The organism is Mitsuaria sp. PDC51, from assembly GCF_900113225.1.
Lineage (GTDB): Bacteria > Pseudomonadota > Gammaproteobacteria > Burkholderiales > Burkholderiaceae_C > Roseateles.
Genome location: NZ_FOZE01000002.1, coordinates 1,582,865 through 1,604,387, shown reverse-complemented (window position 1 = coordinate 1,604,387; position 21,523 = coordinate 1,582,865). Strand labels below are relative to the sequence as shown.

Below are 21,523 nucleotides of genomic sequence, written 5' to 3'. Positions count from 1 at the left end.
AACCCGCTTCTCCCCCCGTGGAGCGGTATTCATCGCGGAGCGGGCTGGCTAGGATCAGCCACCCTTTTCCATGGCGTCGCCGCCGGCGCCGCGCTCCGCGATGAACCGATCCGCCGAAGTCCGCACCTGGCCGCTGCTGGCGTTCGCGCTGCTGGTGGGCCTGCAGGCCATCGTGCTGACGGTCACCCTCGGCGGCGACGCGGTCGACGGCTGGCTGGCGTGGGTGGGCGTGGCCTCGCTGGCGCTGACGGTGCTGCTGGCGGTGGCGGTCGTGTCGACGCTGGCGCGCACGCAGGCCCGCGCCCGGCTGGCACAGCGCACGATGGAGGAAGCGATCGACGCGCTGCCGGCCAGCGTCGAGATCTTCGACGCCGAGGACCGTCTGATCGCCTACAACCGCCGCCTGGTCGAGATCTACCCGCACATGCTGCGGCACTTCCAGCGCAAGAGCACCTTCGAGGACCTGGTGCGGGAGTCCCTGGCGCGCGGCGGCATCCCGGAGGCGCGCGGCCGCGAACCCGAATGGCTGGAAGAGCGCCGCCAGGCGCGCGGCAAGCAGGTGTCGCCGCTGCTGCAGCGGGTGCACGACGACATGTGGCTGCGCATCTACGAATCCCGCACGCCATCCGGCGGCATCGTCGGCGTGCGCATGGACGTGACCGACCTGATCCACGAGCAGCAGCGCTTGGCGGCGAGCCGGGCGCAACTGCGCGCCACGATCGAGTCGGCCGCCAACGGCATCCTCACGCTGGACTCCGGCGGCCATGTGCTCGAGGCCAACCCGAGCTGCGAGTCGCTGTTCGGCTTCACCGCCTCGGAGCTGCAGGGCGTCCACCTGGGCATGCTGCTGGGCGCCGCGTCGGCGGCGGCGGGTGGTGCGGGTGCGACGCAGGAGGCGCCGCTGGACCCGCGCTCGCTGCTGGGCCAGCCGCGCGAGTTCACCGCCCGTCACCGCAGCGGCGAGGCGCTGCACCTGCAGCTGGCGATCGCCGAGGTCCGGACCGACACGATCCACCTCTACGTCTGCATCGTCACCGACCTGACCGAGCGCAAGCGCCAGGAGGAGCGGCTGCGCCGCGCCAACGAGCTGCTGGCCCGGCAGTCCACCACCGACGGGCTGACCGGCGTCGGCAACCGGCGGCTGTTCGACCAGCTGCTGCAGACGGAGTGGCAGCGCGCGACCCGCGCGGGCCGGCCGCTGGCGCTGCTGATGGTCGACATCGACCATTTCAAGCAATACAACGACTGCTACGGCCACGTCTCCGGCGACGACTGCCTGCGGCGCGTCGCGACGCTGCTGCGCAGCTGCGCCGGACGCGGCGGTGAATCGGTGTGCCGCTACGGCGGCGAGGAATTCGCGGTGCTGCTGGTCGACACGGACCTGGCCGGCGCGCAGGTGGTGGCGCAGCGCTGCCTGGACAGCGTGCGGCTGGCCGCGATCGAGCATGTGGGCTCGCCGGTGCGGCGCTCGGTGAGCCTGTCGATCGGCGTGGCGGCATTGATCCCGCGCAGCGGCGAAGAGGCCCAGCGCCTGATCCAGACGGCGGACGCCGCGCTCTACGAAGCCAAGCAGGCTGGCCGCGCCCGCCTGATCTGCCAGCAGCAGACGGCCTGACCCCGCCGAGCCCGGCCGGCGCGACAATCGCGCCCATGCCGCACACCGACCTCACCCCTGACCCGATCGCCTTCCTGAGGCAGCAGATCCGCACCGTGTCGGACTGGCCGGAGCCAGGCGTGCAGTTCCGCGACATCACGCCGCTGCTGGCGAACCCGCGGGCCTTCCGCGTGCTGATCGACCAGTTCGTGCACCGCTACTTCGACCTGCGGCCCGATGCGATCGCGGGGCTGGATGCGCGTGGGTTCATCATCGGCTCGGTGCTGGCCTATGAGCTCAACGTCGGTTTCGTGCCGATCCGCAAGAAGGGCAAGCTGCCCTTCACGACGGTGCAGGAGACCTATGAGCTGGAGTACGGCAGCGCGACGGTGGAGATGCACACCGACGCGGTGAAGGCCGGCGATCGGGTGCTGCTGATCGACGACCTGATCGCCACCGGCGGCACGATGATGGCCGGCAAGCGGCTGCTGGAGCGGCTGGGCGCCGAGGTCATCGAGGGCGCGGCGATCGTGGACCTGCCGGAGCTGGGCGGCTCGAAGCGCTTGCGGGAGGGCGGGTTGAAGGTGTTTTCGCTGGTGGCGTTCGAGGGGCATTGAGGGCCTCGGCGCTCACTTCCCGATGCAGAACCGGCTGAAGATCTCCCCCAGCAGGTCGTCGGCGGTGAACGCGCCGGTGATCTCGCCGAGCGCGTCGTGCGCCAGGCGCAACTCCTCCGCCATCAGGTCCAGCGCCGGCGGCTCGGTCTCGGCCTGGGCCAACGCCAGCCCGATGTGCTCCTGGGTGCGGCGCAGCGCCTGCACGTGGCGCTCGCGCGCGATGAACAGCCCCTCCGGCACCGCGTGCCAGCCGACCTGCTCCAGCAGGCGTCGGCGCAAAGCGTCCAGGCCCTCGCCCGTCTTCGCCGACAAGGTCAGCGCGTCCGCCGGCAAGCCCGCCGGCGCATGCGCGTCGGCCTTGTTGTAGATCTGGAGGATCCGCGCCGGATCGACGCTCGTCAGGCGGCCGCGGATTTCGGCGTCCTCGGCCTCGTAGTCCGCATGGCCGACGCGCGTCAGGTCGTGCAGGAACAGCACCACGTCCGCATCCGCGATCGCGTCCCAGCTGCGGGCCACGCCGATGCGCTCGACCTCGTCCTCGGTGTCGCGCAGGCCGGCCGTGTCGCTGATGTGCAGCGGCACGCCCTCGATCTGGATGGTCTGGCTCAGCTTGTCCCGCGTCGTGCCCGGGATCGGCGTCACGATCGCCAGCTCGGCGCCGGCCAACGCGTTCAGCAGCGAGCTTTTGCCGACATTCGGCTGCCCCGCCAGCACGACCTTGATGCCCTCGCGCAGGATCGCGCCCTGGCGGCTGCGATCGAGCAGCGCCTCCACCCGCTGCAGCAACCGGCGCAACTTGCCCAGCGCATCGGCCTGCTCGAGGAAATCGATCTCCTCCTCGGGGAAGTCCAGGGTGGCTTCGACCAGCATCCGCAGCTGGATCAAGCCATCGCGCAGCCCGCCGACCTCGCCGCTGAGCGCACCGGCCAGCGCCCGACCGGCGCTGCGCGCGGCGGCTTCGGTGCTGGCGTCGATCAGGTCGGCCACGGCCTCGGCTTGCGCCAGGTCCAGCTTGCCGTTGAGGAAGGCGCGGCGCGTGAACTCACCCGGCTCGGCCAGCCGCATCCGCAGCGCGGGATCGGCCTCCAGGCAGCGCGCCAGCAGCAGTTGCAGCACCACCGGGCCGCCGTGGGCCTGCAGCTCCAGCACATGCTCGCCGGTGTAGGAATGCGGCGCCGGGAAGAGCAGCGCCAGGCCGTGGTCGATCGCCTCGCCCTGGGCGCTACGGAAAGGCAGGTAGGTCGCCTCGCGAGGCTTGAGCGCACGGCCACAGATCGCCGTCACCAGCGGGGCCAGGTCTTGTGGCGCGGACACCCGCACGATGCCGACGGCCCCGCGTCCGGGCGCAGTGGCGATGGCGGCGATGGGATCCTGGTGTCGCGACAGCATGGGCGCGATTGTCTCGCAGCGTCCGGGCACCAAGAACAACGGCGATGGGCCGCCAGGCCGCATCGCCGTCATCGTGGATGGCGCGGGGCAGGCCTCGTCGCCGCCTCTCGTGAGCCGGCGTCTTGCGCCTCCGGTCCCCCACCGTCCCGAGTCAGGTGGAGAAGCGATCCCCGCATGGACTCGATTAAGCGCCTGCGCGCGGACGAAAAAAAGCCCCCGGGGTGCGGGGGCTCCTGCGATCGGCGTGAGGAATTGGCGAATCCCCCGCCGCCGTCGATCACTTCTTCGAGCCGCTGACGCCGATCTGCTTGTTGATCATCCATTGCTGGGCGATCGACAGAATGTTGTTCACCAACCAGTACAGCACCAGGCCCGACGGGAAGAAGAAGAACATCACGCTGAAGGCCAGCGGCATGATCCACATCATCTTGGCCTGGACCGGGTCGGCCGGCTGCGGGTTCAGCCACACCTGCAGCAGGCTGGAGGCCGTCATCAGCAGCGGCAGCGGGCCGATCGGCGCGCCGAACAGGTGGCCGAACAGGCTGTCGGGCTTGGACAGGTCGTGGATCCACATCACCCACGGCGCGCCGCGCATCTCGACGCTGGACAGCAGCACCCAGTACAGCGCGATGAAGAACGGCATCTGCAGGAAGATCGGCAGGCAGCTGCCCAGCGGATTGATCTTCTCTTCCTTGTAGATCCGCATCATCTCCTGCTGCATCTGCTGCGGCTTGTCCTTCAGGCGCTCGCGCATCTCCTGGATGCGGGGATTCACCGCCTTCATCTTGGCCATGCTGCGGTACGCGCTGGCGTTCAGGCCGTAGAACGCGACCTTCAGCAGCACGACCAGCAGGATGATCGCCCAGCCCCAGTTGCCCAGCAGCGTGTGCAGGACGTCCAGCAGCCAGAACAGCGGCTTGGACAGGATCTTGAAGATGCCGTAGTCCTTCACCAGCTCCAGGCCCGGGGCCAGCACTTCCAGCTTCTTCTCTTCCTGCGGGCCGACGTACAGCAGGTTGTCCAGCTTGGCCGACGCGCCCGGCGCCACGGCCGGGAAGTTCATCACCATGCCGGCGGTGTACAGGTCCTGGTTGAGCGGACGGACGTTGAACTCGCGCGGGCCGGCTTCGTTGCGGATCCAGGCGCTGACGAAGTAGTGCTGGACCATCGCGACCCAGCCGTCGTCGGCGTTCTTCTCGTACTCGGCCTTGCCCTTCTTGAGGTCGTCGAACGCGAGCTTGTGGTACTTCGCCTTGTCGGTGTAGATCGCCGGGCCGGAGAACGAGGTCGGCGCGAAGGACGGACCGGTGTGCTCGACATGGCCGTCACGCACCAGCTGCAGGTACAGCTGCGGCGTGACCGCGGCCGCGCCGGTGTTGGTGACCTCGTGGTTCACCGCGATGGCGTAGTCGCCCCGCTTGAAGGTGTAGGTCTTGGCCAGCTTCACGCCGCCCTGCTCGCCTTCCAGCCGCACGACCAGGGTGTCCTGGCCATCCTTGAGCTCCTTGGGGCCGTCGACCAGCGTCAGCACCGTCTGGTCGCTGGGCGCGTTCGGCACGTTCAGCAGGCCGGAGCGGGCGCTGTAGTTGCGCATCGGATCCAGCACGACGACGTGGCCGCTGGGGTTGGTGTCGTCGGCATGCTTGAGCAGCTCGACGCGCACCAGGCTGCCGCCGCGGGTGTCGATGGTGGCCTTGACCACGTCGGTGCTGAAGGTGACCAGCTCGTTCTTGACGACGGGCGCGACCGGCGCGCCGGCAGTGGCGCCGGAAGCAGCCGCGGCGGCCGGCAGCGCGGCGGCGGAAGCGGCCGATGCCGGGGCGGCGGGTGCGGTGGCGACCTTGGCCGGCGCCGGATGGAACAGCGACGGCTGGCCGTTGTGCCGCTGCCACCCGTCCCACAGAAGGACCAGCGACATCGTGAACACCACCCACAAGATGGTGCGGCGAATATCAGTCATGGGAAGCTTTTGGATTGGCGGTTGAAGAGGCTGACCCCGGACGGCATCTGGAGGGACGCTCGGTGAACCGGGTGAACAGGCGGGGCGGATTGTCGGGCACGGGATCGTGTCCGCCCAGACAGAAAGGGTTGCAACGCAGGACCCGTCCGACCGCAAGGTAGGTGCCGGCGGCGGCGCCGTGGCGGCGCAGGGACTGCATCGCGTAGTTCGAGCAACTCGGGCTGTAGCGGCAGCCCGCGCGCAACCAGGCGCTGAACAGCAGCTGGTAGCCGCGCACCAGCCCCATCAGCAGTCGCGTCGGCAGGCCGGGGCGGTCGTCCATGCTCGCTGTTCCGAACCGCGATCCGGTCAGCCGGCGGCGCCCGGGGGCGGTGGCGCGAGCTTGCGGGTCAGCTGCAGCAGCTCCGCGCGCGCGGCGGCGCGCAGCGCATCGGAAGAGGCGCTGGGGTACTGCTTGCGGTCGAAGGGCATGCGCAGCCGCACCACCCAGAGGCCGGGCGGCAGCGTCGGCAGGTCGCCGAACACGGCGCGGATCTGGCGCTTGAGCAGCGCCCGCGTCACGGCGCGCTTCGCGTGCCGCTTGGGCACGACGTAGCCCAGCCAGGCCCGGTCGGGCGCGGCTGGAACCGATTCAACGGGGGTGGGCGCCACGTTCGCGGAGGACGGTTCATCCACAGCTTGGGGATGAATCGGTGCATCACCTGTGGACAAGTCAGCCGTTCCTGTGGATGGACGGCGCTTCGGCAGCGAGGGGCTGGCGGCCAGGTGATGCACGGCGAAGTGCGCGCTGCGCGCGCGGCTGGGGGTGCCCAGCACGCGCTCGAAATCGGCCGATCGCACGATGCGGCCGATCACGGTGCTGTCGGAGTCGTCTTGCGCTTCGCTCAGACGGCCAGGCGCTTGCGGCCCTTGGCGCGGCGAGCGGCGATGACGGCCTTGCCGCCACGCGTCTTCATGCGGACCAGGAAGCCGTGGGTGCGGGCGCGACGGGTCTTGGAGCCTTGATAAGTGCGTTTCATGTTCAACCTCTTGGAAATCTTCGGTACTTCCCGTCGCCTCGCGCCACCTTGGCGCCGCGGACGGTGGCGACGGTGGACATCTCGGAGGGATGTCGCAAGCCGCTCGAAAAGCGGAGGCCCACGCAGCAACGTCCGGGCGTCCGGAAAACCCGCGATTACAGCAAAGATTTGCATCAGGGTCAATCCGGAGGCTGGCAGGCACGGGGATTACCAGCACTTGACCGGGGCAAAAAATCTGTGGATAACCCTGGCTTCGCGGTCTCGCATCGGTACAATCCGGCCGCTCGAAGAATAAGTTTTCCACAATGAGCGCAGACTTGTCAGGGGCGGCCTTGTGGCAGCGCGGCTGCGAACGCCTGGCCGCCGAACTGCCTGAGCAGCAATTCAATACCTGGATCCGTCCGCTGCCCCCGGCAGAGGTCGCCCAGCAGGAAGAGAACGGCCACGAGGCCGTCCTGGTGTCCCTCCGTGTCCCCAACCGATTCAAGCTGGACTGGATCCGCAGCCAGTACGCCGGCCGCATCGAGGCCATCCTGACCGAGCTCGCCGGCAAGCCGGCACGCCTGGAACTGTCGCTGGCGCCGCGCGAGGCGATCGCGCCGCTGCCGCGCACGCAGCCGTCCAACATGACCATGGGCCAGGTGCTGAACCAGCACGGCCTGGGCGCGCCGGCGGCCGGTCGGCCGGCCGTGCCGGCCTCGGTGGCCGCCCGTCCGGCCGCCGCGCCCGTGGCCGCCCAGCCGCCCGCGGCGCCGGCCACCGCCGCCAGCCTGATCCAGCCGGGCGCGACCCCCAACGTCCCGCCCAGCGCCACCCGCCACCGCATCAACACCAGCCTGACCTTCGACACGCTGGTCCCCGGTCGCGCCAACCAGATGGCGCGCACCGCGGCGCTGCACGTCGCCGGCGCGCCGGGCCAGATGTACAACCCGCTGTTCATCTACGGCGGTGTCGGCCTGGGCAAGACCCACCTGATCCACGCCGTCGGCAACGCACTGCTCAAGGACCGCCCCGACGCCCGCGTGCTCTACCTGCACGCCGAGCAGTTCATCTCGGACGTGGTCAAGAACTACCAGCGCAAGACCTTCGACGAGCTCAAGGCCAAGTACCACTCGCTGGACCTGCTGCTGATCGACGACGTGCAATTCTTCGCCGGCAAGGACCGCACGCAGGAAGAGTTCTTCAATGCGTTCGAGGCGCTGCTGGCCAAGCGGGCCCACATCATCATGACCTCGGACACCTATCCGAAGGGCCTGGTGGACATCGACGAGCGCCTCACCAGCCGCTTCGACGCCGGTCTGACCGTCGCGATCGAGCCGCCCGAGCTGGAAATGCGGGTCGCCATCCTGATCAAGAAGGCCGAGGCCGAAAGCGCGCCGATGCCGGAGGACGTGGCCTTCTTCATCGCGAAGAACGTGCGCGCCAACGTGCGCGAGCTCGAGGGCGCGCTGCGCAAGGTGCTGGCCTACAGCCGCTTCTCGCACAAGGAAATCAACATCCAGCTCGCGCGCGAGGCGCTCAAGGACCTGCTCTCGATCCAGAACCGGCAGATCTCGGTCGAGAACATCCAGAAGACGGTGGCCGACTTCTACAAGATCAAGGTCGCGGACATGTACTCGAAGAAGCGCCCGGCCAGCATCGCCCGGCCGCGCCAGATCGCGATGTACCTGGCCAAAGAGCTGACGCAGAAGAGCCTGCCGGAGATCGGCGAGCTGTTCGGCGGCCGCGACCATACGACGGTGCTGCATGCGGTCCGCAAGATCGGCGGCGAGCGTCAGAAGAACACCGAGTTGAACCAGCAGTTGCATGTGCTGGAGCAAACGCTGAAGGGATGAGGAAAAACGCCTTCGCCTTCAGCGAAAATGCCGCGTTCGCCCGAACAGCCAACAGTGGAGAGAGGTTGACATGATCGTGTTGAAAGACAGCCAGGACAAAGTGCTTGCCGCGCTGCAGGCGGTGTCCGGCATCGTGGAACGGCGCCACACCCTGCCCATCCTGGCCAACGTGCTGGTCCGGAAGCAGGGCAAGCAGGTGGAGCTGACCACGAGCGACCTGGAAATCCAGGTGCGCACCACGGTCGAGTTCGAGGGCGACGACGGGGACTTCTCCACCACCATCGGCGCGCGCAAGCTGATCGACATCCTGCGCTCGATGCCGTCGGACCAGACGGTGAGCCTGACGTCCAACCAGAACAAGATGACGCTGCAGGGCGGCAAGAGCCGCTTCACGCTGCAGACGCTGCCGGCCGACGATTTCCCGCTGGTGCAGGAAGCGGCCGACTTCGGTCCCGCGTTCAGCGTGCCACAGAAGACGCTCAAGGGCCTGATCAACCAGGTCCACTTCGCGATGGCGGTGCATGACATCCGCTACTACCTGAACGGCATCCTGTTCGTGGCCGAGGGCAAGACCCTGACGCTGGTCGCGACCGACGGCCACAGACTGGCGCTGGCCCAGGCCGAGACGGACACCGAGATGCCCAAGCAGGAAGTCATCCTGCCCCGCAAGACGGTGCTGGAACTGATGCGCCTGCTCAAGGACGGCGGCAAGGGCGACGACGAGAGCGCTCCGATCGAGATGCGCTTCGCCGGCAACCAGGCCAAGTTCAGCTTCAGCGGCATGGAGTTCGTGACCAAGCTGGTCGAGGGCAAGTTCCCCGACTACAACCGCGTCATCCCGAAGAACCACCGTTTCCACGTGATCCTGGGCCGCCAGCCGCTGCTGGCCGCGCTGCAGCGCGCCGCGATCCTGACCAGCGAGAAGTTCAAGGCGGTGCGCCTGTCCTTCGAGCCGGGCCTGCTGTCGATCGCCTCGAGCAACGCCGAGCAGGAAGAGGCCAAGGAAGAACTCGAGATCGACTACGGCGGCGACCAGATCGAAACCGGCTTCAACGTGACCTACCTGATGGACGTGCTGGCCAACATGTCGCAGGACATGGTGCGGGTGGACCTGAACGACAGCTCGTCCAGCGCGCTGCTCAGCATCCCCGAACACACCGGCTTCAAGTACGTCGTCATGCCGATGAGGATCTAAGGTCGCTGCGCGACCTTCGCTCCTCGGAGCGTGAACGTTGCGCACCCCCTGCCCCCGCCAGGCGGGGGTTCCAGCCAGTTTTTTCAGCGGCCGCCGCGGCGGCCTGAGTACCCCTCCGATGACCGATAACAGCACTCCTGACAACACCCCGGCTCCCGCGCCTCAAAACGACGGCGCGGGATACGGCGAGTCCAGCATCCAGATCCTGGAAGGCCTGGAGGCGGTGCGCAAGCGCCCCGGCATGTACATCGGCGACACCTCGGACGGTACCGGCCTGCACCACCTGGTGTTCGAGGTGGTCGACAACTCGATCGACGAGGCGCTGGCCGGCTACTGCGACGACATCGTCATCACCATCCACACCGACAACTCGATCTCCGTCATCGACAACGGCCGCGGCATCCCGACCGGCGTGAAGATGGACGACAAGCACGAGCCCAAGCGCTCGGCGGCCGAGATCGCGTTGACGGAACTGCACGCCGGCGGCAAGTTCAACCAGAACAGCTACAAGGTCTCGGGCGGCCTGCACGGCGTGGGCGTGTCCTGCGTGAACGCGCTGTCCAAGACGCTGCGCCTGACGGTGCGCCGCGAAGGCAAGGTCCATCAGCTGGAGTTCAAGAAGGGCGTGCCGCAGGACCGCCTGATCGAGGTCCGCGACGGTTTCGAGACCAGCCCGATGAAGATCGTCGGCGAGACCGACAAGCGCGGCACGGAAGTCCACTTCCTGCCGGACACGGAGATCTTCACGCAGAACTCCGAGTTCCACTACGACATCCTGGCCAAGCGCCTGCGCGAGCTCTCGTTCCTGAACAACGGCGTGAAGATCCGCCTGGTCGACGAGCGCAACAACAAGGAAGACAACTTCGCCTTCGCGGGCGGCGTGCGCGGCTTCGTCGAGTTCATCAACAAGGGCAAGACGGCGCTGCACCCCAACATCTTCCACGCCCAGGGCGACAAGATGTCGGAGCAGAACACCAACATCGGGGTCGAGGTCTCGATGCAGTGGAACGACGGCTTCAATGAAAGCGTCCTGTGCTTCACCAACAACATCCCGCAGCGCGACGGCGGCACCCACCTGACGGGTCTGCGCGCGGCGATGACGCGGGTGATCAACAAGTACATCGAGGACAACGAACTGGCCAAGAAGGCCAAGGTCGACGTCACCGGCGACGACATGCGCGAAGGCCTGGCCTGCGTGGTCAGCGTCAAGGTGCCGGAGCCCAAGTTCAGCTCGCAGACCAAGGACAAGCTGGTGTCGAGCGAAGTGCGCGGCCCGGTGGAGGAAATCGTCGCGAGCAAGCTGGGCGACTGGCTGCTGGAGAACCCGACCGACGCCAAGATCATCTGCGGCAAGATCGTCGAGGCGGCGCGGGCGCGTGAAGCGGCGCGCAAGGCGCGCGAGATGACGCGGCGCAAGGGCGTGCTGGACGGCATGGGCCTGCCGGGCAAGCTGGCGGACTGCCAGGAGAAGGATCCCGCGCTGTGCGAGATCTACATCGTGGAGGGTGACTCCGCCGGTGGCTCCGCGAAGCAGGGCCGCGACCGCAAGTTCCAGGCGATCCTGCCGCTGCGCGGCAAGATCCTGAACGTCGAGAAGGCGCGCTACGAGAAGCTGCTGACCAGCAATGAAATCATCACGCTGATCACGGCGCTGGGCACCGGCATCGGCCGCGGCGCGGGCAGCGACGACTTCAATCCGGACAAGCTGCGCTACCACCGCATCATCATCATGACCGACGCGGACGTGGACGGTGCGCACATCCGGACGCTGCTGCTGACCTTCTTCTACCGGCAGATGCCGGAGCTGGTGGAGCGCGGCCACATCTACATCGCGCAGCCGCCGCTGTACAAGGTCAAGGTCGGCAAGCACGAGCAGTACCTGAAGGACGGCCACGAGCTGGACGGCTTCCTGCTGAAGGTCGCGCTGAACGATGCCGAGCTGCACACCGCCGGCGTGGGCGCGGGTCCGGTGCTCAAGGGCGAGGACCTGGAGACCAAGGCGCGCCAGTACGTGGCGGCGCAGAACGTGATCGAGCGCCTGTCCGCCTGGATGGACGGCGAGGCGCTGCACCTGCTGGCGTCGGGCCTGTCGCTGAACCTGGACACGAAGGACGCGGCGGAGATCTCCGCGACGGCGCTGGCCTCGGCGCTGCACGACGCGGTGGTGACGGCCGAGACGGACCCGCGCACCGACAAGCAGCTGCTGCGCATCAGCCGTCGTCATCACGGCAACGTGCGCTCGAGCATCATCACGGCGGACTTCGTGCACGGCGCGGACTATGAAGTCCTGGCCGAGGCCGGCAAGACCTTCAAGGGCCTGGTGGGCGAGGAAGCCGTGATCCGTAAGGGCGAAGGCGAGAAGGCCAAGGAAAGCAAGGTGACGGACTTCCGCGGCGCGATGGCCTGGCTGATGACGCAGGCGGAATCGAGCGTGGGCCGCCAGCGCTACAAGGGCCTGGGCGAGATGAACCCCGAGCAGCTGTGGGAAACGACGATGGACCCGACGGTCCGCCGCCTGCTGCGCGTGCAGATCGAGGACGCCATCGAGGCGGACCGCGTGTTCACGATGCTGATGGGCGACGAGGTGGAGCCGCGCCGGGAGTTCATCGAGACGAATGCGCTGCGCGCGGCCAACATCGACGTGTGATCACCCGTTCCCGCCTCGCTCCCCCTTTCACCGGCCTGCTCCTCGCCATCGCCGGCCTGCCCGCGCTCGGGCAATCGGAGCCGCATTCCCCTCCGGTCTATCCGCCCGACTGGATCGACCTGCCGACCGCGCCGATGGTGCTCGAGCTCAAGCCGGTGCGCGGCGAGCTCGCCCTGGTGCTGACCAACCGCGGCCCGCGGGGCATCGTCGCTGTCGAGCTCGGTTGCGTCCGCGAGCGCGGCACCGGCCACGAGGTGCTCAGCGAGTTCGCCGGCGTTTCGATCAGCGACGGCAGCATCGCGCCGGCGCATCACGTCGACATGAGCCATGAATTCGACCGGCCGCGTGATCAGTCACCGGCCCGTCCGATGCGCTGCCCGCAATCCCACGCCGCCGTCACGCGGGTCACTTTCGAGGACGGTACGGCATGGCACGCCGGTCCACCGGCCGACATGACCTCGGTCACACCCGCCCCCTTTGAAGGGGGCAAGCCGCCTCGACAGCGGTAGCCGCGCCCGTGGAGACTGCGCCTCGTCGTCCGATTCCACGAGGCTCACGCATGCGCGCTTCCCGTTCCCCTCTCGCTTCCGCCGCCGCTTCGGCGCTCGCCCTGTCGCTGGGCCTGCTGACGCTGTCGGCGCCCGCCCAGGCCCAATCCATCAGCGTCAAGCCCGGCTTGTGGGCCAGCGCGAGCGTCAACACGCTCAACGGCCGGAAGATGCCCACGATCTTCGACATCAACGGCGCCCTGACGCCGCAGCAGAAGAGCAGCCTCGCCGCCGCGATGGCCAAGGTCGGCCTGCCTACCGGCGGCAGCCCGCATCTGGACTGCCAGCAGAGCCCCGAGTTCGCCCTGCCCAAGCCGCAGAGCGTCGACGACTGCACCACGCAAGTGAAGCCCGGCGACGCCACCAGCGGCACCTTCACGATGAGCTGCAAGAGCGCGACGGCCAGCGGCATGGGCAACGGCTCCTACCAAGTCACCGACAAGTCCAGCGCCACCGTCAAGGTGACGTTCAAGGGCACGACCGCGCAGGGCATGCCGATCACCTATGAATCGACGTCGGTGCACAAGTGGATCGGCAGCGACTGCAGCGCACCGCCGCCCGGCATCGATCCGTCGCTGATGGAGCTGATGCGCTGATCCCCGGCGGGGCGCCTGACCCGCCCCGCGAAGCGGGGGGCGGTCCTCAAGCTTGAGGATGACGCCCACCGCCGGTGGCCCCGATCCTGCCTCCCCCAGGAGGGTCCCACCGTGAACAGCCTTGACCGCTGCCTGCGCCGGGCAACGCTGCCGGTGCTCGTGCTGATCGCCGGCTGCAGCACCGCGCTGCAGCCGCAGATCTTTTCCAGGCACCTGACGGCGTCGAAGAACGTGTCGGGCGAATACACGCTCGACAAGAACGACGAGCCCAAGACCTTCGACGAGGTCTACAAGGAGGTCGCCCTGGTCCGCGGCCGCTACGTCTCGGCGGTCAGCGACCTGTCCAACGCCAGTCCGCAGCTGTCCGCCTGGCTGCTGGGCCTGTCCGCCGCGGGCGCCGCCGTGGCGCTGGGAGACGGCAGCGCGCGCACCGTCGCGGGCATCGCCGGTGTCGGCGCCGCGAGCTATGCGGCGGGCAACCTCTTCATCGTGCGCGCGCGCATCGATGTCTATCGCGCCGGCGCCGAGGCGCTCCAATGCGGCCTCAACGCGGCGGCTCCGTTCCGGAACAAGGCCCGCCTCGTCGGCGAGCCCGACGATCCGGATTACAAGGACACCCTCTATGGCCTGAAGGCCGCCGTGGCGCGACGCAGCGACGAGCTGCGCGTGGCGATGCGCCAGTCCCAGGAGGTGGACCAGCCCGAACTCAGGATCGTCCCGGCGCGGACGCGCAGCTGCCCGCGCCCCAGGCCAGCCTGCCCGGCGGCGCCCGCCGGCGCGACCGCCGAGGAACTGAAGCTGTTGAACCGGTCCGCCTGCCTGCGTGAGCAGGCGACATGGGATCGCGACTGTGTCTCGACGTCGGAACGGACCGAGACCCTCCCCGCAGCCCCGGAGGCCATCCAGACCATGAAGGAGGCCCGCGCCAGCCTGGAAGACGGCAACCGGGCCCGGCGGCGCGCGGATCGTGCGATCGACCTGATCGAAGGCGCGGCCTCGGACCTGTGGGCCCGCGCCGTGGCCGTGCAGCTCAAGGTCAGCGAGGAGGTCGACAAGACGATCCCCAACCAGACGGCCGTGCTGGCCGCCATCAAGGCCGCGGGGCCGGTGGCCGGTGCGCTGGAAGACGGCTTCAAGCGCGCCGGGGTCACTGGGGCGTCGACGCCCGCATCGGCGCCTGGCGGCGCGTCGGCCACCGGCGAATCGCAGGGAACGGCCCGGCAGGTCCGCGCGCTGAGCGCCGGCGACCGCGCCCGTCTCCGAGACCTCGCGCAGCTCACGCTGGAGTTGCAGGAGGCGACATCGAGCCTCGACGAGATCGCGGCGAACGTCGCCGGCAGTGGCGCCGCGAAGGCGCGCAAGGCCATCGCGGCCTGCACGATGAAGATCAACAACACCACCCTGCGGGTCTCGCCCGACGCGACCAGCCTGCCGCTCGAGCTCGGCAAGACGCAGCCCTTCTTCGTCAGCAGCACCGGCGGCGTGCCCTCGGCCGACGTGGAGGTGGACGGCAAGACGAGCTCGCTGCCGGTCCAGGTGCAGGGTGGGCAGTTCCGCGTCGACTACACGGCCAAGGACGTCAAGGCCGGCGACACCGCGCTGCTGACGATCCGCGACGGCAGCGCCGAGCATGCGGTCAGCCTGTCCATCATCGAGGCGACCGGCGCGCGCCGGAAACTGCCCGCCATCGATGCCGACACGCAGCGGAAGATGGGCCTGACGCCGCCCGCGAGCGAGGCGGAGCTCTACGCCGCCATCGACCGCTGCCAGGCCAAGGGCGCGGCCCCGAAGACCGGCGAGTGGGACGACGCCACGCAGAAGGCCGCCGGGCGCGGCGACTGCAAGCCGTGAGCGGGACGATGGCCGCCCACGCCGCTCCCTTGCTCGCCGTGCGGACCGCCCTCGGCGCGCTGATGACGTCGCGTCGCGAGGACGAGGCACTGGCCGCCCGGCTCGGGCTGTCGGCGGACGCGGCGCGCGCGCTTCACTGGTGGCGCCTGCCGCTGGTGGGCGGCCAAGGGCCGCGGCGCCTCACCCTGGCCTTCGGCGATGACTGTCCGGGACGGCAGCTGCCGCGCGCGCTCCGCTCGCCGCTGACCGGCGAGACGATGCCCGTCGACGCGGTCCGTGGCGGACGGTTCGGCCACGCCCAGGCCGCCTGGGTCCGCGCCGAGAACGCCTCCAACCGCTTCCTCGAAGGCACGCTGACCGCCGTGCTGCGCCGGACCGCGCGCCCGTCCAGCCTGCTGGCGCTGACCTCGGGCCATGTGCTGGCCGCGGCCCGGCCGAGCGCCCGCGGCGACGACGTGACGCTGTGGCTGGACGGCGAACCGGACGCGCCCCCGATCAACGGGCGCCTCTTCGACTGGCAGCCCAATTTCCAGGCGCTGCCGGTCACCTGCGCCGTGGACGCCGCGCTCGTGGAGGTGTCCGCCGCGGCGCTGCGGCCGCTCGCCGGTCGCGGCGCGGAGTGGCCGGTGGGCACCGCCTCGGCGCTGGCCGACGACCAGCTGTTCATCCGCACCCGCGGCCGCGCGATCGGCGGCCAGGCCCCGCATCTGTTCGGCGCCAGCCTGTGCATCGCCGGCGACGAGTCCCGCCCCTACCTGCTCGATGGCGCGCTGTGCTGGACGCCCGACGAGGCCACGCTCGGCGGCGACAGCGGCGCGCCGATCTGGAACAGCCGCGACGAGCTGGTCGGCCTGCATGCCGGCGTCGCCCCCGATGGCGTGGGCCTGCGCTGCGCGATCGCCGTTCCCATCGCGCCGGTGCTGGCATGGGCCGGCGCCGAACTCGTGCGCCGGGATGAGCCGCTGGTCCGGGCCGGGCCTCTCGCGACGCCGGCGGCGCCCGTACCCGCGCCGATGGCTGGACCGGGTCCGGCGTCGGTCCCCGCGAGCTCGACCGCGGTTCCCGCCGCGGCCGGCCCGGCCGGGCAGGACGTCGTCATCCTGGCCCGTACCGTCTGGGGCGAGGCCCGCGGCGAGCGCGGCCAGATCGACGGGATGGAGGCCGTCGCCCACGTGGTGCTGAACCGCGTCCGGCGCGCGACCTATTGGGGCCGTGATGTCGTCGAGGTCTGCCGCAAGCCCTGGCAGTTCAGCTGCTGGAACCGCAACGATCCCAACCTGCCGCAGCTGCTCGCGGTGGACGCCACCAACGCGCGCTTCGCCCAGGCGCTCGCGATCGCGCGGCGGCTGATGGCCCAGGAACAGGATCGTCCGCAGGAACGGCTGCGCGGCGACCCGACGGCCGGCGCCACCCATTACCACGCCGCGCGGCTGGCGCCGCCGCCCCGGTGGGCCGCCGGCCATCGGCCCTGCGCGCGCATCGGCGCGCACCTGTTCTTCAACGACATTCCGTGAGGCCAAACGATGGACACCCGGATGATCGACGTCGTGATCGGAGTGGCGCTGGTGTTCGCGATCACCAGCCTGCTCGCGACGGCCCTGCAGGAGCTCTGGGCGTCCATCCGGTCGCTGCGCGGCAAGTACATGGAACGCGCGGTGGTCTCCTTCTTCGGCGACGACCCCGTCTTCGCCAAGGGCCTGCTCGCGCACCCGCTGATCGTCGCGCTCTCGAAGGCCACCCGCGCGGAGGACCGCAAGCCGTCCTACATCAACGCGGACGCCGTCATCAGCTCCCTGATCGCGCTGCTCTGCGACAAGCACCTGGCCGGGCTGCGTCCGGCCACGCCGGCAGAGTTCGTGGCCACCGTCACGGACGCCTCGCAGCGCGCCGGTGGTGCCTCGTCGGGCGCCCTGCCCAACCCGGCCTTCGTCGACGCGATGCGCGGGCTCGCCATGGGCGTGGAGCAGGACTGGCCCGCCTTCGAAGCCCGGCTCGCGGCCTGGTACGACGCGGTCGGCGAACGCTCGATCGGCTGGTTCAAGCGCCATACGCAGGTGACGCTGTTCGTCTTCGGCTTCCTCGCCGCGATGGTCGCCAACATCAACCCCATCCTGATCTCCGCGCGACTCTGGCAGGACGAGGCGCTGCGCAAGGCCACGCTGACCGTCGCGCAGGAGGTCGCCACCAACTACAACCAGCAGGTGTCCGCCGCGGACAAGCCGGCCGTCACGCCCCCCGCGGCGCCGGTCAGCGCGCCTGCCGCCGCACCGGCAATCCCCGCCGCATCGCCCCCCGCGGCTGCAGCGGCCTCGAAGACACCGGGCCTGCCGGCTCCGGCACTCGCGCGGGCCCAGGCGTCGCTGCAGCCCCTGAATGCCGCCTTGCTCAAGCGACTCGCGGACACCAGCGACGCGCAGGTCCGCCAGCCGCTCGAGACGCTGCTGCGTGCCGCGATCACGCTGCGCGGCGCGCTCAACGCGACCCCGCCCGATGCGCAGGCCATCGCCCGATCGAGCGCCGCGCTGGAGCAGGCCTTCCTGCCCGGCGAGCCGCATGCCGAGCTGCGCGCGCTGTTCGAGCCGGTACGGCTGGCCCTCGTCACGCCCACGGCGGCGGCTACGGCCGCGCCGGGCGCCGCTTCGGCGCCGACGGCGCTCGCCCGTCTCGTCAAGCCGACGGGCAAGGAGATCCCGCGCCAGTGCGAGCGCTTCGGGGACGACGTGGCGGCCAAGTCCTACTGCACGCGCCTGGCGGAACTGGACACGCTGCAGAGCATCGGCCTGCCGCTGGGCTGGACGGGATCCGCCTGGCCGACCTATTTCGACGAAGCCTGCGATCCGGCCGGGAAGGTGGTCCCCTGCCACCTCGGCGACCGGATCGGCGATGGCGGCTGGTGGGGCAACCTGCTGATCGCGCTGCTGGGCTGGAGCATGACGGCAGTGGCCTGCACCCTGGGCGGACCGTTCTGGTTCGATCTGCTGAACCGGCTGGTCAAGCTGCGCGCCGCCGGCACGAAGGCCCAGGAAACGCCCGCGGCCGCCAATGCCGCGAGTGCCGCGGAGCCTCCCAAGTCGATGCTGGCCCGCACGCCCACCACCGCCGCGCCCGGTGCGACGCAAGAAGCGCCCCCGGAAGCGATGAGCGACGCGCTCAACGATGCCGAGCGCGGCCTGTCGCCGCAGGAGGTCGAGCGGGTGCAGCGGGGCCTGGGCCTCACCGGCGCCGAGGTGACGGCGCTCTTCGATGGCCGCACGCGCGCCGCGATCAAGACCTGGCAGGGCGAGCGCGGGCAGGCGCAGACGGCCGAGCTGACCTTGGTCCAGATCCAGGAACTGCTCGGCCTGGCTCCCGGGAGCAATGACGATGACTACCTCGCCTAAGCCAGTCGCGACGCCGCTCGCACCGCCGCGCCGCGTGCGCATCGAGCAGAAGCTGAACCTGCGCGGCGGGCCGGCGGTCGGTTTCGCCCGCATCGGCCGACTCGAGCCGGGCGACACCCTGATGGTCGATCGCGTCATCGACGGTGAGGCCTACCTGGGACGGCGCGCCTGGTATGGCGTCGAAGGGCGCGAGCACTACTTCTGGTCAGGCGCCGCCCAGTTCGAGGACGCCGCCACGCCGGTGCCGGCGGCACCGGCCGGCGCGGTCGCGCCCGACGTGCGGCGGCGGGGCAACGGCACGATCCTGCCGCTCTCGCAGGCGGAGCTGGCCGGCACCTTCGGCGCCTTCCAGTCGACGCCGGGCGCGCAGCGCGGCTCGATCGTCATCACGCCGGCGGCCTGGGTGACGCAGCACATCGCGCCCTTCAGCCATCCGGTGCTCGCGGCGCTCGGCCATCCGGCGGTGAGCCTGCACCGGCTGGCCCATCCGCACTTCCAGGCCGTGTTCGACCGCATCGACGCGCTCGGACTGGGCTCGCTCATCCAGACCTTCGACGGCGGCTGGGTGCCCCGCCACAAGAACTGGGATCCGGGCAATCCGGACCTCAGCTCCCACAGCTGGGGCGTCGCGATCGACCTGAACGCGCGCTGGAACGGCGCCGGCCATCCCCCCGCGTCGCCCGGCCAGCAAGGCGACCTCACCCCGCTGGTGCCGCTCTTCGCCGCCCAGGGCTTCGCGTGGGGCGGCCACTTCAGCAGCAACGTCGACGGCATGCACTTCGAGCTGGCCCGCCGCAATCCCTGACCGCGGCTCAGCCGTCGATCTCCTTGAAGACCTCGGCGGCCGAGCGGAACGCATCGATCGCCGCCGGCACGCCGCAGTAGATCGCCGTCTGCAGGAAGACCTCCTTGATCTCCTCGCGCGTGAGCCCGTTGTTGAGCGCGCCGCGCACGTGGATCTTGAGTTCATGCGGCCGGTCCAGCGCGGTCAGCATCGCCAGGTTCAGCAGCGAGCGCGAGCGCCGGTCCAGCCCCGGCCGGTTCCAGACATCGCCCCAGCAGTACTGGGTCACCAGCTCCTGCATGTCGATGGTGAAGTCGGTGGCGTTCCGGATCGACGCATCGACGTAGGCATCGCCCAGCACCTCTCGTCGGGTCTGCAGGCCTTGCTCGAAGAGCTCGGGATTGCTCGGAGCGAAGGGGCGAGTCATTGAGGGTCTCCTGTAGCCGGTGCGCGACTGGACACGCTACTTGAATCAGTCGTTGGTTGACGAAACGATCAGGAATAGAATTCCCGTCAACCTAGGAGCACGCGATGATCCACGACCGACTCCGGCGGGCCCGCGTCTTGAAAGGGCTCAGCCTTGACGCACTGGCCCAGGCCATCGGTGACATCACCAAGCAAGCACTGAGCAAGTTCGAGCGCGGCGACGCCATCCCGAATTCGACGCGCCTGCTCCAGTTCTCCAAAGCTCTGGGCGTGCGACCCGAGTACTTCTTCCGCGCTGAAGCCGTGACCTTGTCGCCGCTCGAGTTCCGCAAGCTGGCCCGCATGCCGAAGTACCGGCAGCGACAGGTGGAAGAGCAGATGCGCGACCACCTCGAACGCTATATCGGTCTCGAGCGCTGCTTCGACGCCGTCAATGTCCGCATCGCCCCGACGGCCCCTCAGATCCTTCAGGTCGAGTCCTTCGACGCGGCGGAGAGCGCGGCGGAGCGCCTGCGCCGCGACTGGGGCATCGGCGGCGATGCCATCGCGAACCTGACGCAGTTGCTGGAAGAGCGCGGCATCAAGGTGGCGCTGCTCGATGCGCAAGATGACTTCGACGGTGCGTGCGCCGCCACGGAGGATCACGAACATGTGCTGATCGCGCTCAATACCGCGCGGCCAGGTGAGCGCATGCGCTTCACGGCGGCACATGAGCTCGGCCACTGGGTGATGGCCTTGCCGGAGGACATGTCCGAAGCCGACAAGGAGCGATGCTGTCATCGCTTCGCCGGCGCGTTTCTCTATCCCGGCGCACAGGTGCTGCTCGACTTCGGCAGTCACCGCCGATCACGCGTGCATCCTGCGGAGCTCCTGAATGCAAAGCGGCGCTACGGGATTTCGATGCAGGTGGCCCTTCGTCGCCTGAAGGATCTCGGCCTGCTGAACGAGGCCGGCTACAAGGCAGCGGTCATCCAGTTCTCCCAGGCTGGCTGGCGCACCGCGGAGCCGGAGGCGCTGTTGCCGGAGCAACCGCGACGTTTCGAGTCGCTCGTGTTCTGGGGCCTGGCCGAGGGCCTCTTCACCCCGTCCCGTGCCGCCGAGTTCCTGCAACGTCCGCTGGACACGCTCGAGCCCGCCCTCTCAGCGCCGGTGGGAGCATGAATGCAGCGGGTCTACGTCAGCGATACCAACATCTGGATTGATTTCCGGAACGCTGATCTCCTGGACGTCCTTTTCCGACTCCCGTTCCGCTTCTGCAGCACCGACTTTGTCCTCCACGAACTGCAGGACCTTGCCCACGAAGAGCTGACCCGGCGCGGTCTGATCGTGGAATCACTTGGCAGCGAGGCCGTGGCGGACCTCATGCACCTCACTGCCGAGCACAACAACAGCTCTCTGGCGGACGTTTCCTGCTATTACCTGGCGCGGCAGTCCGGCTTGCCCTTGCTGACCGGCGATGGCCGGCTGCGCAGGCAAGCCCAGAAGGACGGCATGGCGGTGCACGGCGCGCTGTGGCTGCTCGATCAACTGCTGGCGCACGCGGTTGTCGACGAAAGCGCGCTCGCGGCGGCCCTTCATCGCATGTTGGCGGCGGGTGCCCGATTCCCTTCGGAAGAGTGCCAACGGCGATTCAAGGAATGGGCGACTTGATCCCGCACGGTCGATGACAAGTTGCCGCGGGG

At 69.3% G+C, this 21,523-nt stretch carries 19 protein-coding genes; 13 read left to right on the top strand and 6 right to left on the bottom strand.

Annotated features, from left to right (window positions below; all coding sequences use genetic code 11):
* Positions 1 to 100 precede the first annotated feature (100 nt).
* Positions 101 to 1,615, top strand: coding sequence for a diguanylate cyclase (locus BM393_RS18505; protein WP_175538407.1), 1,515 nt, complete (start codon positions 101 to 103; stop codon positions 1,613 to 1,615).
* 35 nt (positions 1,616 to 1,650) lie between these two features.
* A complete protein-coding gene (locus tag BM393_RS18500) occupies positions 1,651 to 2,211 on the top strand; it encodes an adenine phosphoribosyltransferase (RefSeq protein WP_091729909.1) in 561 nt (186 codons plus the stop codon).
* 12 nt (positions 2,212 to 2,223) lie between these two features.
* Here the strand turns inward: BM393_RS18500 and mnmE are convergent, their stop codons facing one another.
* The 5 genes from mnmE to rpmH form a co-directional block, all read right to left on the bottom strand.
* A complete protein-coding gene (gene mnmE, locus BM393_RS18495; protein ID WP_091729905.1) occupies positions 2,224 to 3,600 on the bottom strand; it encodes a tRNA uridine-5-carboxymethylaminomethyl(34) synthesis GTPase MnmE in 1,377 nt (458 codons plus the stop codon).
* A gap of 277 nt (positions 3,601 to 3,877) precedes the next feature.
* Entirely contained in the window at positions 3,878 to 5,560 is a 1,683-nt protein-coding gene (gene yidC / locus BM393_RS18490) for a membrane protein insertase YidC (protein WP_091729900.1), read from the bottom strand.
* Positions 5,553 to 5,882 carry a membrane protein insertion efficiency factor YidD gene (yidD, locus tag BM393_RS18485; RefSeq protein WP_091729896.1) on the bottom strand — a complete coding sequence of 110 codons (330 nt, stop codon included), beginning with the start codon at positions 5,880 to 5,882 and terminating at the stop codon, positions 5,553 to 5,555. The genes yidC and yidD overlap by 8 nt, the downstream gene beginning before the upstream one ends.
* A gap of 26 nt (positions 5,883 to 5,908) precedes the next feature.
* Complete coding sequence (locus tag BM393_RS26445; RefSeq protein ID WP_404932658.1) at positions 5,909 to 6,211, bottom strand: ribonuclease P protein component; 303 nt, start codon at positions 6,209 to 6,211, stop codon at positions 5,909 to 5,911.
* 233 nt (positions 6,212 to 6,444) lie between these two features.
* Positions 6,445 to 6,579, bottom strand: a complete 135-nt coding sequence (rpmH, locus tag BM393_RS25815; RefSeq protein WP_067065970.1) for a 50S ribosomal protein L34 — start codon at positions 6,577 to 6,579, stop codon at positions 6,445 to 6,447.
* Positions 6,580 to 6,884: 305 nt separating this feature from the next.
* Here rpmH and dnaA point away from each other — a divergent pair, with 305 nt between their 5' ends.
* The 9 genes from dnaA to BM393_RS18430 all read left to right on the top strand — a co-directional run bounded on the left by dnaA (position 6,885) and on the right by BM393_RS18430 (position 19,436).
* The gene (gene dnaA, locus BM393_RS18470) at positions 6,885 to 8,414 is read left to right on the top strand and encodes a chromosomal replication initiator protein DnaA (protein WP_091729893.1); all 1,530 of its coding nucleotides are present in this window, start codon (positions 6,885 to 6,887) and stop codon (positions 8,412 to 8,414) included.
* Between the two features lie 70 nt (positions 8,415 to 8,484).
* The gene (gene dnaN, locus BM393_RS18465; protein ID WP_091729890.1) at positions 8,485 to 9,609 is read left to right on the top strand and encodes a DNA polymerase III subunit beta; all 1,125 of its coding nucleotides are present in this window, start codon (positions 8,485 to 8,487) and stop codon (positions 9,607 to 9,609) included.
* Between the two features lie 118 nt (positions 9,610 to 9,727).
* Positions 9,728 to 12,256: a DNA topoisomerase (ATP-hydrolyzing) subunit B gene (gene gyrB / locus BM393_RS18460; RefSeq protein ID WP_091729886.1), complete on the top strand. Its 2,529-nt coding sequence runs from the start codon at positions 9,728 to 9,730 to the stop codon at positions 12,254 to 12,256.
* Positions 12,253 to 12,765 carry a hypothetical protein gene (locus BM393_RS18455; RefSeq protein WP_091729883.1) on the top strand — a complete coding sequence of 171 codons (513 nt, stop codon included), beginning with the start codon at positions 12,253 to 12,255 and terminating at the stop codon, positions 12,763 to 12,765. Before gyrB ends, BM393_RS18455 begins: the two co-directional genes overlap by 4 nt.
* 50 nt (positions 12,766 to 12,815) lie before the next feature.
* The gene (locus BM393_RS18450; RefSeq protein WP_091729880.1) at positions 12,816 to 13,400 is read left to right on the top strand and encodes a DUF3617 family protein; all 585 of its coding nucleotides are present in this window, start codon (positions 12,816 to 12,818) and stop codon (positions 13,398 to 13,400) included.
* Between the two features lie 111 nt (positions 13,401 to 13,511).
* Positions 13,512 to 15,251: a hypothetical protein gene (locus BM393_RS18445; RefSeq protein ID WP_091729876.1), complete on the top strand. Its 1,740-nt coding sequence runs from the start codon at positions 13,512 to 13,514 to the stop codon at positions 15,249 to 15,251.
* Positions 15,248 to 16,765, top strand: coding sequence for a cell wall hydrolase (locus BM393_RS25970; RefSeq protein WP_217648470.1), 1,518 nt, complete (start codon positions 15,248 to 15,250; stop codon positions 16,763 to 16,765). The genes BM393_RS18445 and BM393_RS25970 overlap by 4 nt, the downstream gene beginning before the upstream one ends.
* Before the next feature lie 9 nt (positions 16,766 to 16,774).
* Positions 16,775 to 18,631, top strand: coding sequence for a hypothetical protein (locus tag BM393_RS18435; RefSeq protein WP_141225389.1), 1,857 nt, complete (start codon positions 16,775 to 16,777; stop codon positions 18,629 to 18,631).
* A complete protein-coding gene (locus tag BM393_RS18430; RefSeq protein ID WP_141225388.1) occupies positions 18,615 to 19,436 on the top strand; it encodes a M15 family metallopeptidase in 822 nt (273 codons plus the stop codon). Before BM393_RS18435 ends, BM393_RS18430 begins: the two co-directional genes overlap by 17 nt.
* Before the next feature lie 7 nt (positions 19,437 to 19,443).
* Here the strand turns inward: BM393_RS18430 and pcaC are convergent, their stop codons facing one another.
* Positions 19,444 to 19,842: a 4-carboxymuconolactone decarboxylase gene (pcaC, locus tag BM393_RS18425; RefSeq protein ID WP_091729866.1), complete on the bottom strand. Its 399-nt coding sequence runs from the start codon at positions 19,840 to 19,842 to the stop codon at positions 19,444 to 19,446.
* Positions 19,843 to 19,946: 104 nt separating this feature from the next.
* Between pcaC and BM393_RS18420 the strand changes: the two genes are divergently transcribed.
* Both BM393_RS18420 and BM393_RS18415 read left to right on the top strand, forming a co-directional pair.
* Positions 19,947 to 21,002 (top strand): helix-turn-helix domain-containing protein, encoded by a 1,056-nt coding sequence (locus BM393_RS18420; protein ID WP_091729861.1) that lies wholly within the window; start codon positions 19,947 to 19,949, stop codon positions 21,000 to 21,002.
* Positions 21,003 to 21,491, top strand: coding sequence for a nucleotide-binding protein (locus BM393_RS18415; RefSeq protein ID WP_091729856.1), 489 nt, complete (start codon positions 21,003 to 21,005; stop codon positions 21,489 to 21,491).
* Positions 21,492 to 21,523 lie beyond the last annotated feature (32 nt).

Coding starts and splice junctions, on each gene's coding strand:
- BM393_RS18450 (WP_091729880.1), top strand. CDS start 12,816: ATGCGCGCTTCCCGTTCCCCTCTCGCTTCCGCCGCCGCTTCGGCGCTC.
- pcaC (WP_091729866.1), bottom strand. CDS start 19,842: ATGACTCGCCCCTTCGCTCCGAGCAATCCCGAGCTCTTCGAGCAAGGC.
- BM393_RS18500 (WP_091729909.1), top strand. CDS start 1,651: ATGCCGCACACCGACCTCACCCCTGACCCGATCGCCTTCCTGAGGCAG.
- BM393_RS18430 (WP_141225388.1), top strand. CDS start 18,615: ATGACTACCTCGCCTAAGCCAGTCGCGACGCCGCTCGCACCGCCGCGC.
- BM393_RS18420 (WP_091729861.1), top strand. CDS start 19,947: ATGATCCACGACCGACTCCGGCGGGCCCGCGTCTTGAAAGGGCTCAGC.
- dnaN (WP_091729890.1), top strand. CDS start 8,485: ATGATCGTGTTGAAAGACAGCCAGGACAAAGTGCTTGCCGCGCTGCAG.
- BM393_RS18435 (WP_141225389.1), top strand. CDS start 16,775: ATGGACACCCGGATGATCGACGTCGTGATCGGAGTGGCGCTGGTGTTC.
- BM393_RS18415 (WP_091729856.1), top strand. CDS start 21,003: ATGCAGCGGGTCTACGTCAGCGATACCAACATCTGGATTGATTTCCGG.
- gyrB (WP_091729886.1), top strand. CDS start 9,728: ATGACCGATAACAGCACTCCTGACAACACCCCGGCTCCCGCGCCTCAA.
- rpmH (WP_067065970.1), bottom strand. CDS start 6,579: ATGAAACGCACTTATCAAGGCTCCAAGACCCGTCGCGCCCGCACCCAC.
- yidD (WP_091729896.1), bottom strand. CDS start 5,882: ATGGACGACCGCCCCGGCCTGCCGACGCGACTGCTGATGGGGCTGGTG.
- yidC (WP_091729900.1), bottom strand. CDS start 5,560: ATGACTGATATTCGCCGCACCATCTTGTGGGTGGTGTTCACGATGTCG.
- dnaA (WP_091729893.1), top strand. CDS start 6,885: ATGAGCGCAGACTTGTCAGGGGCGGCCTTGTGGCAGCGCGGCTGCGAA.
- BM393_RS18505 (WP_175538407.1), top strand. CDS start 101: ATGAACCGATCCGCCGAAGTCCGCACCTGGCCGCTGCTGGCGTTCGCG.
- mnmE (WP_091729905.1), bottom strand. CDS start 3,600: ATGCTGTCGCGACACCAGGATCCCATCGCCGCCATCGCCACTGCGCCC.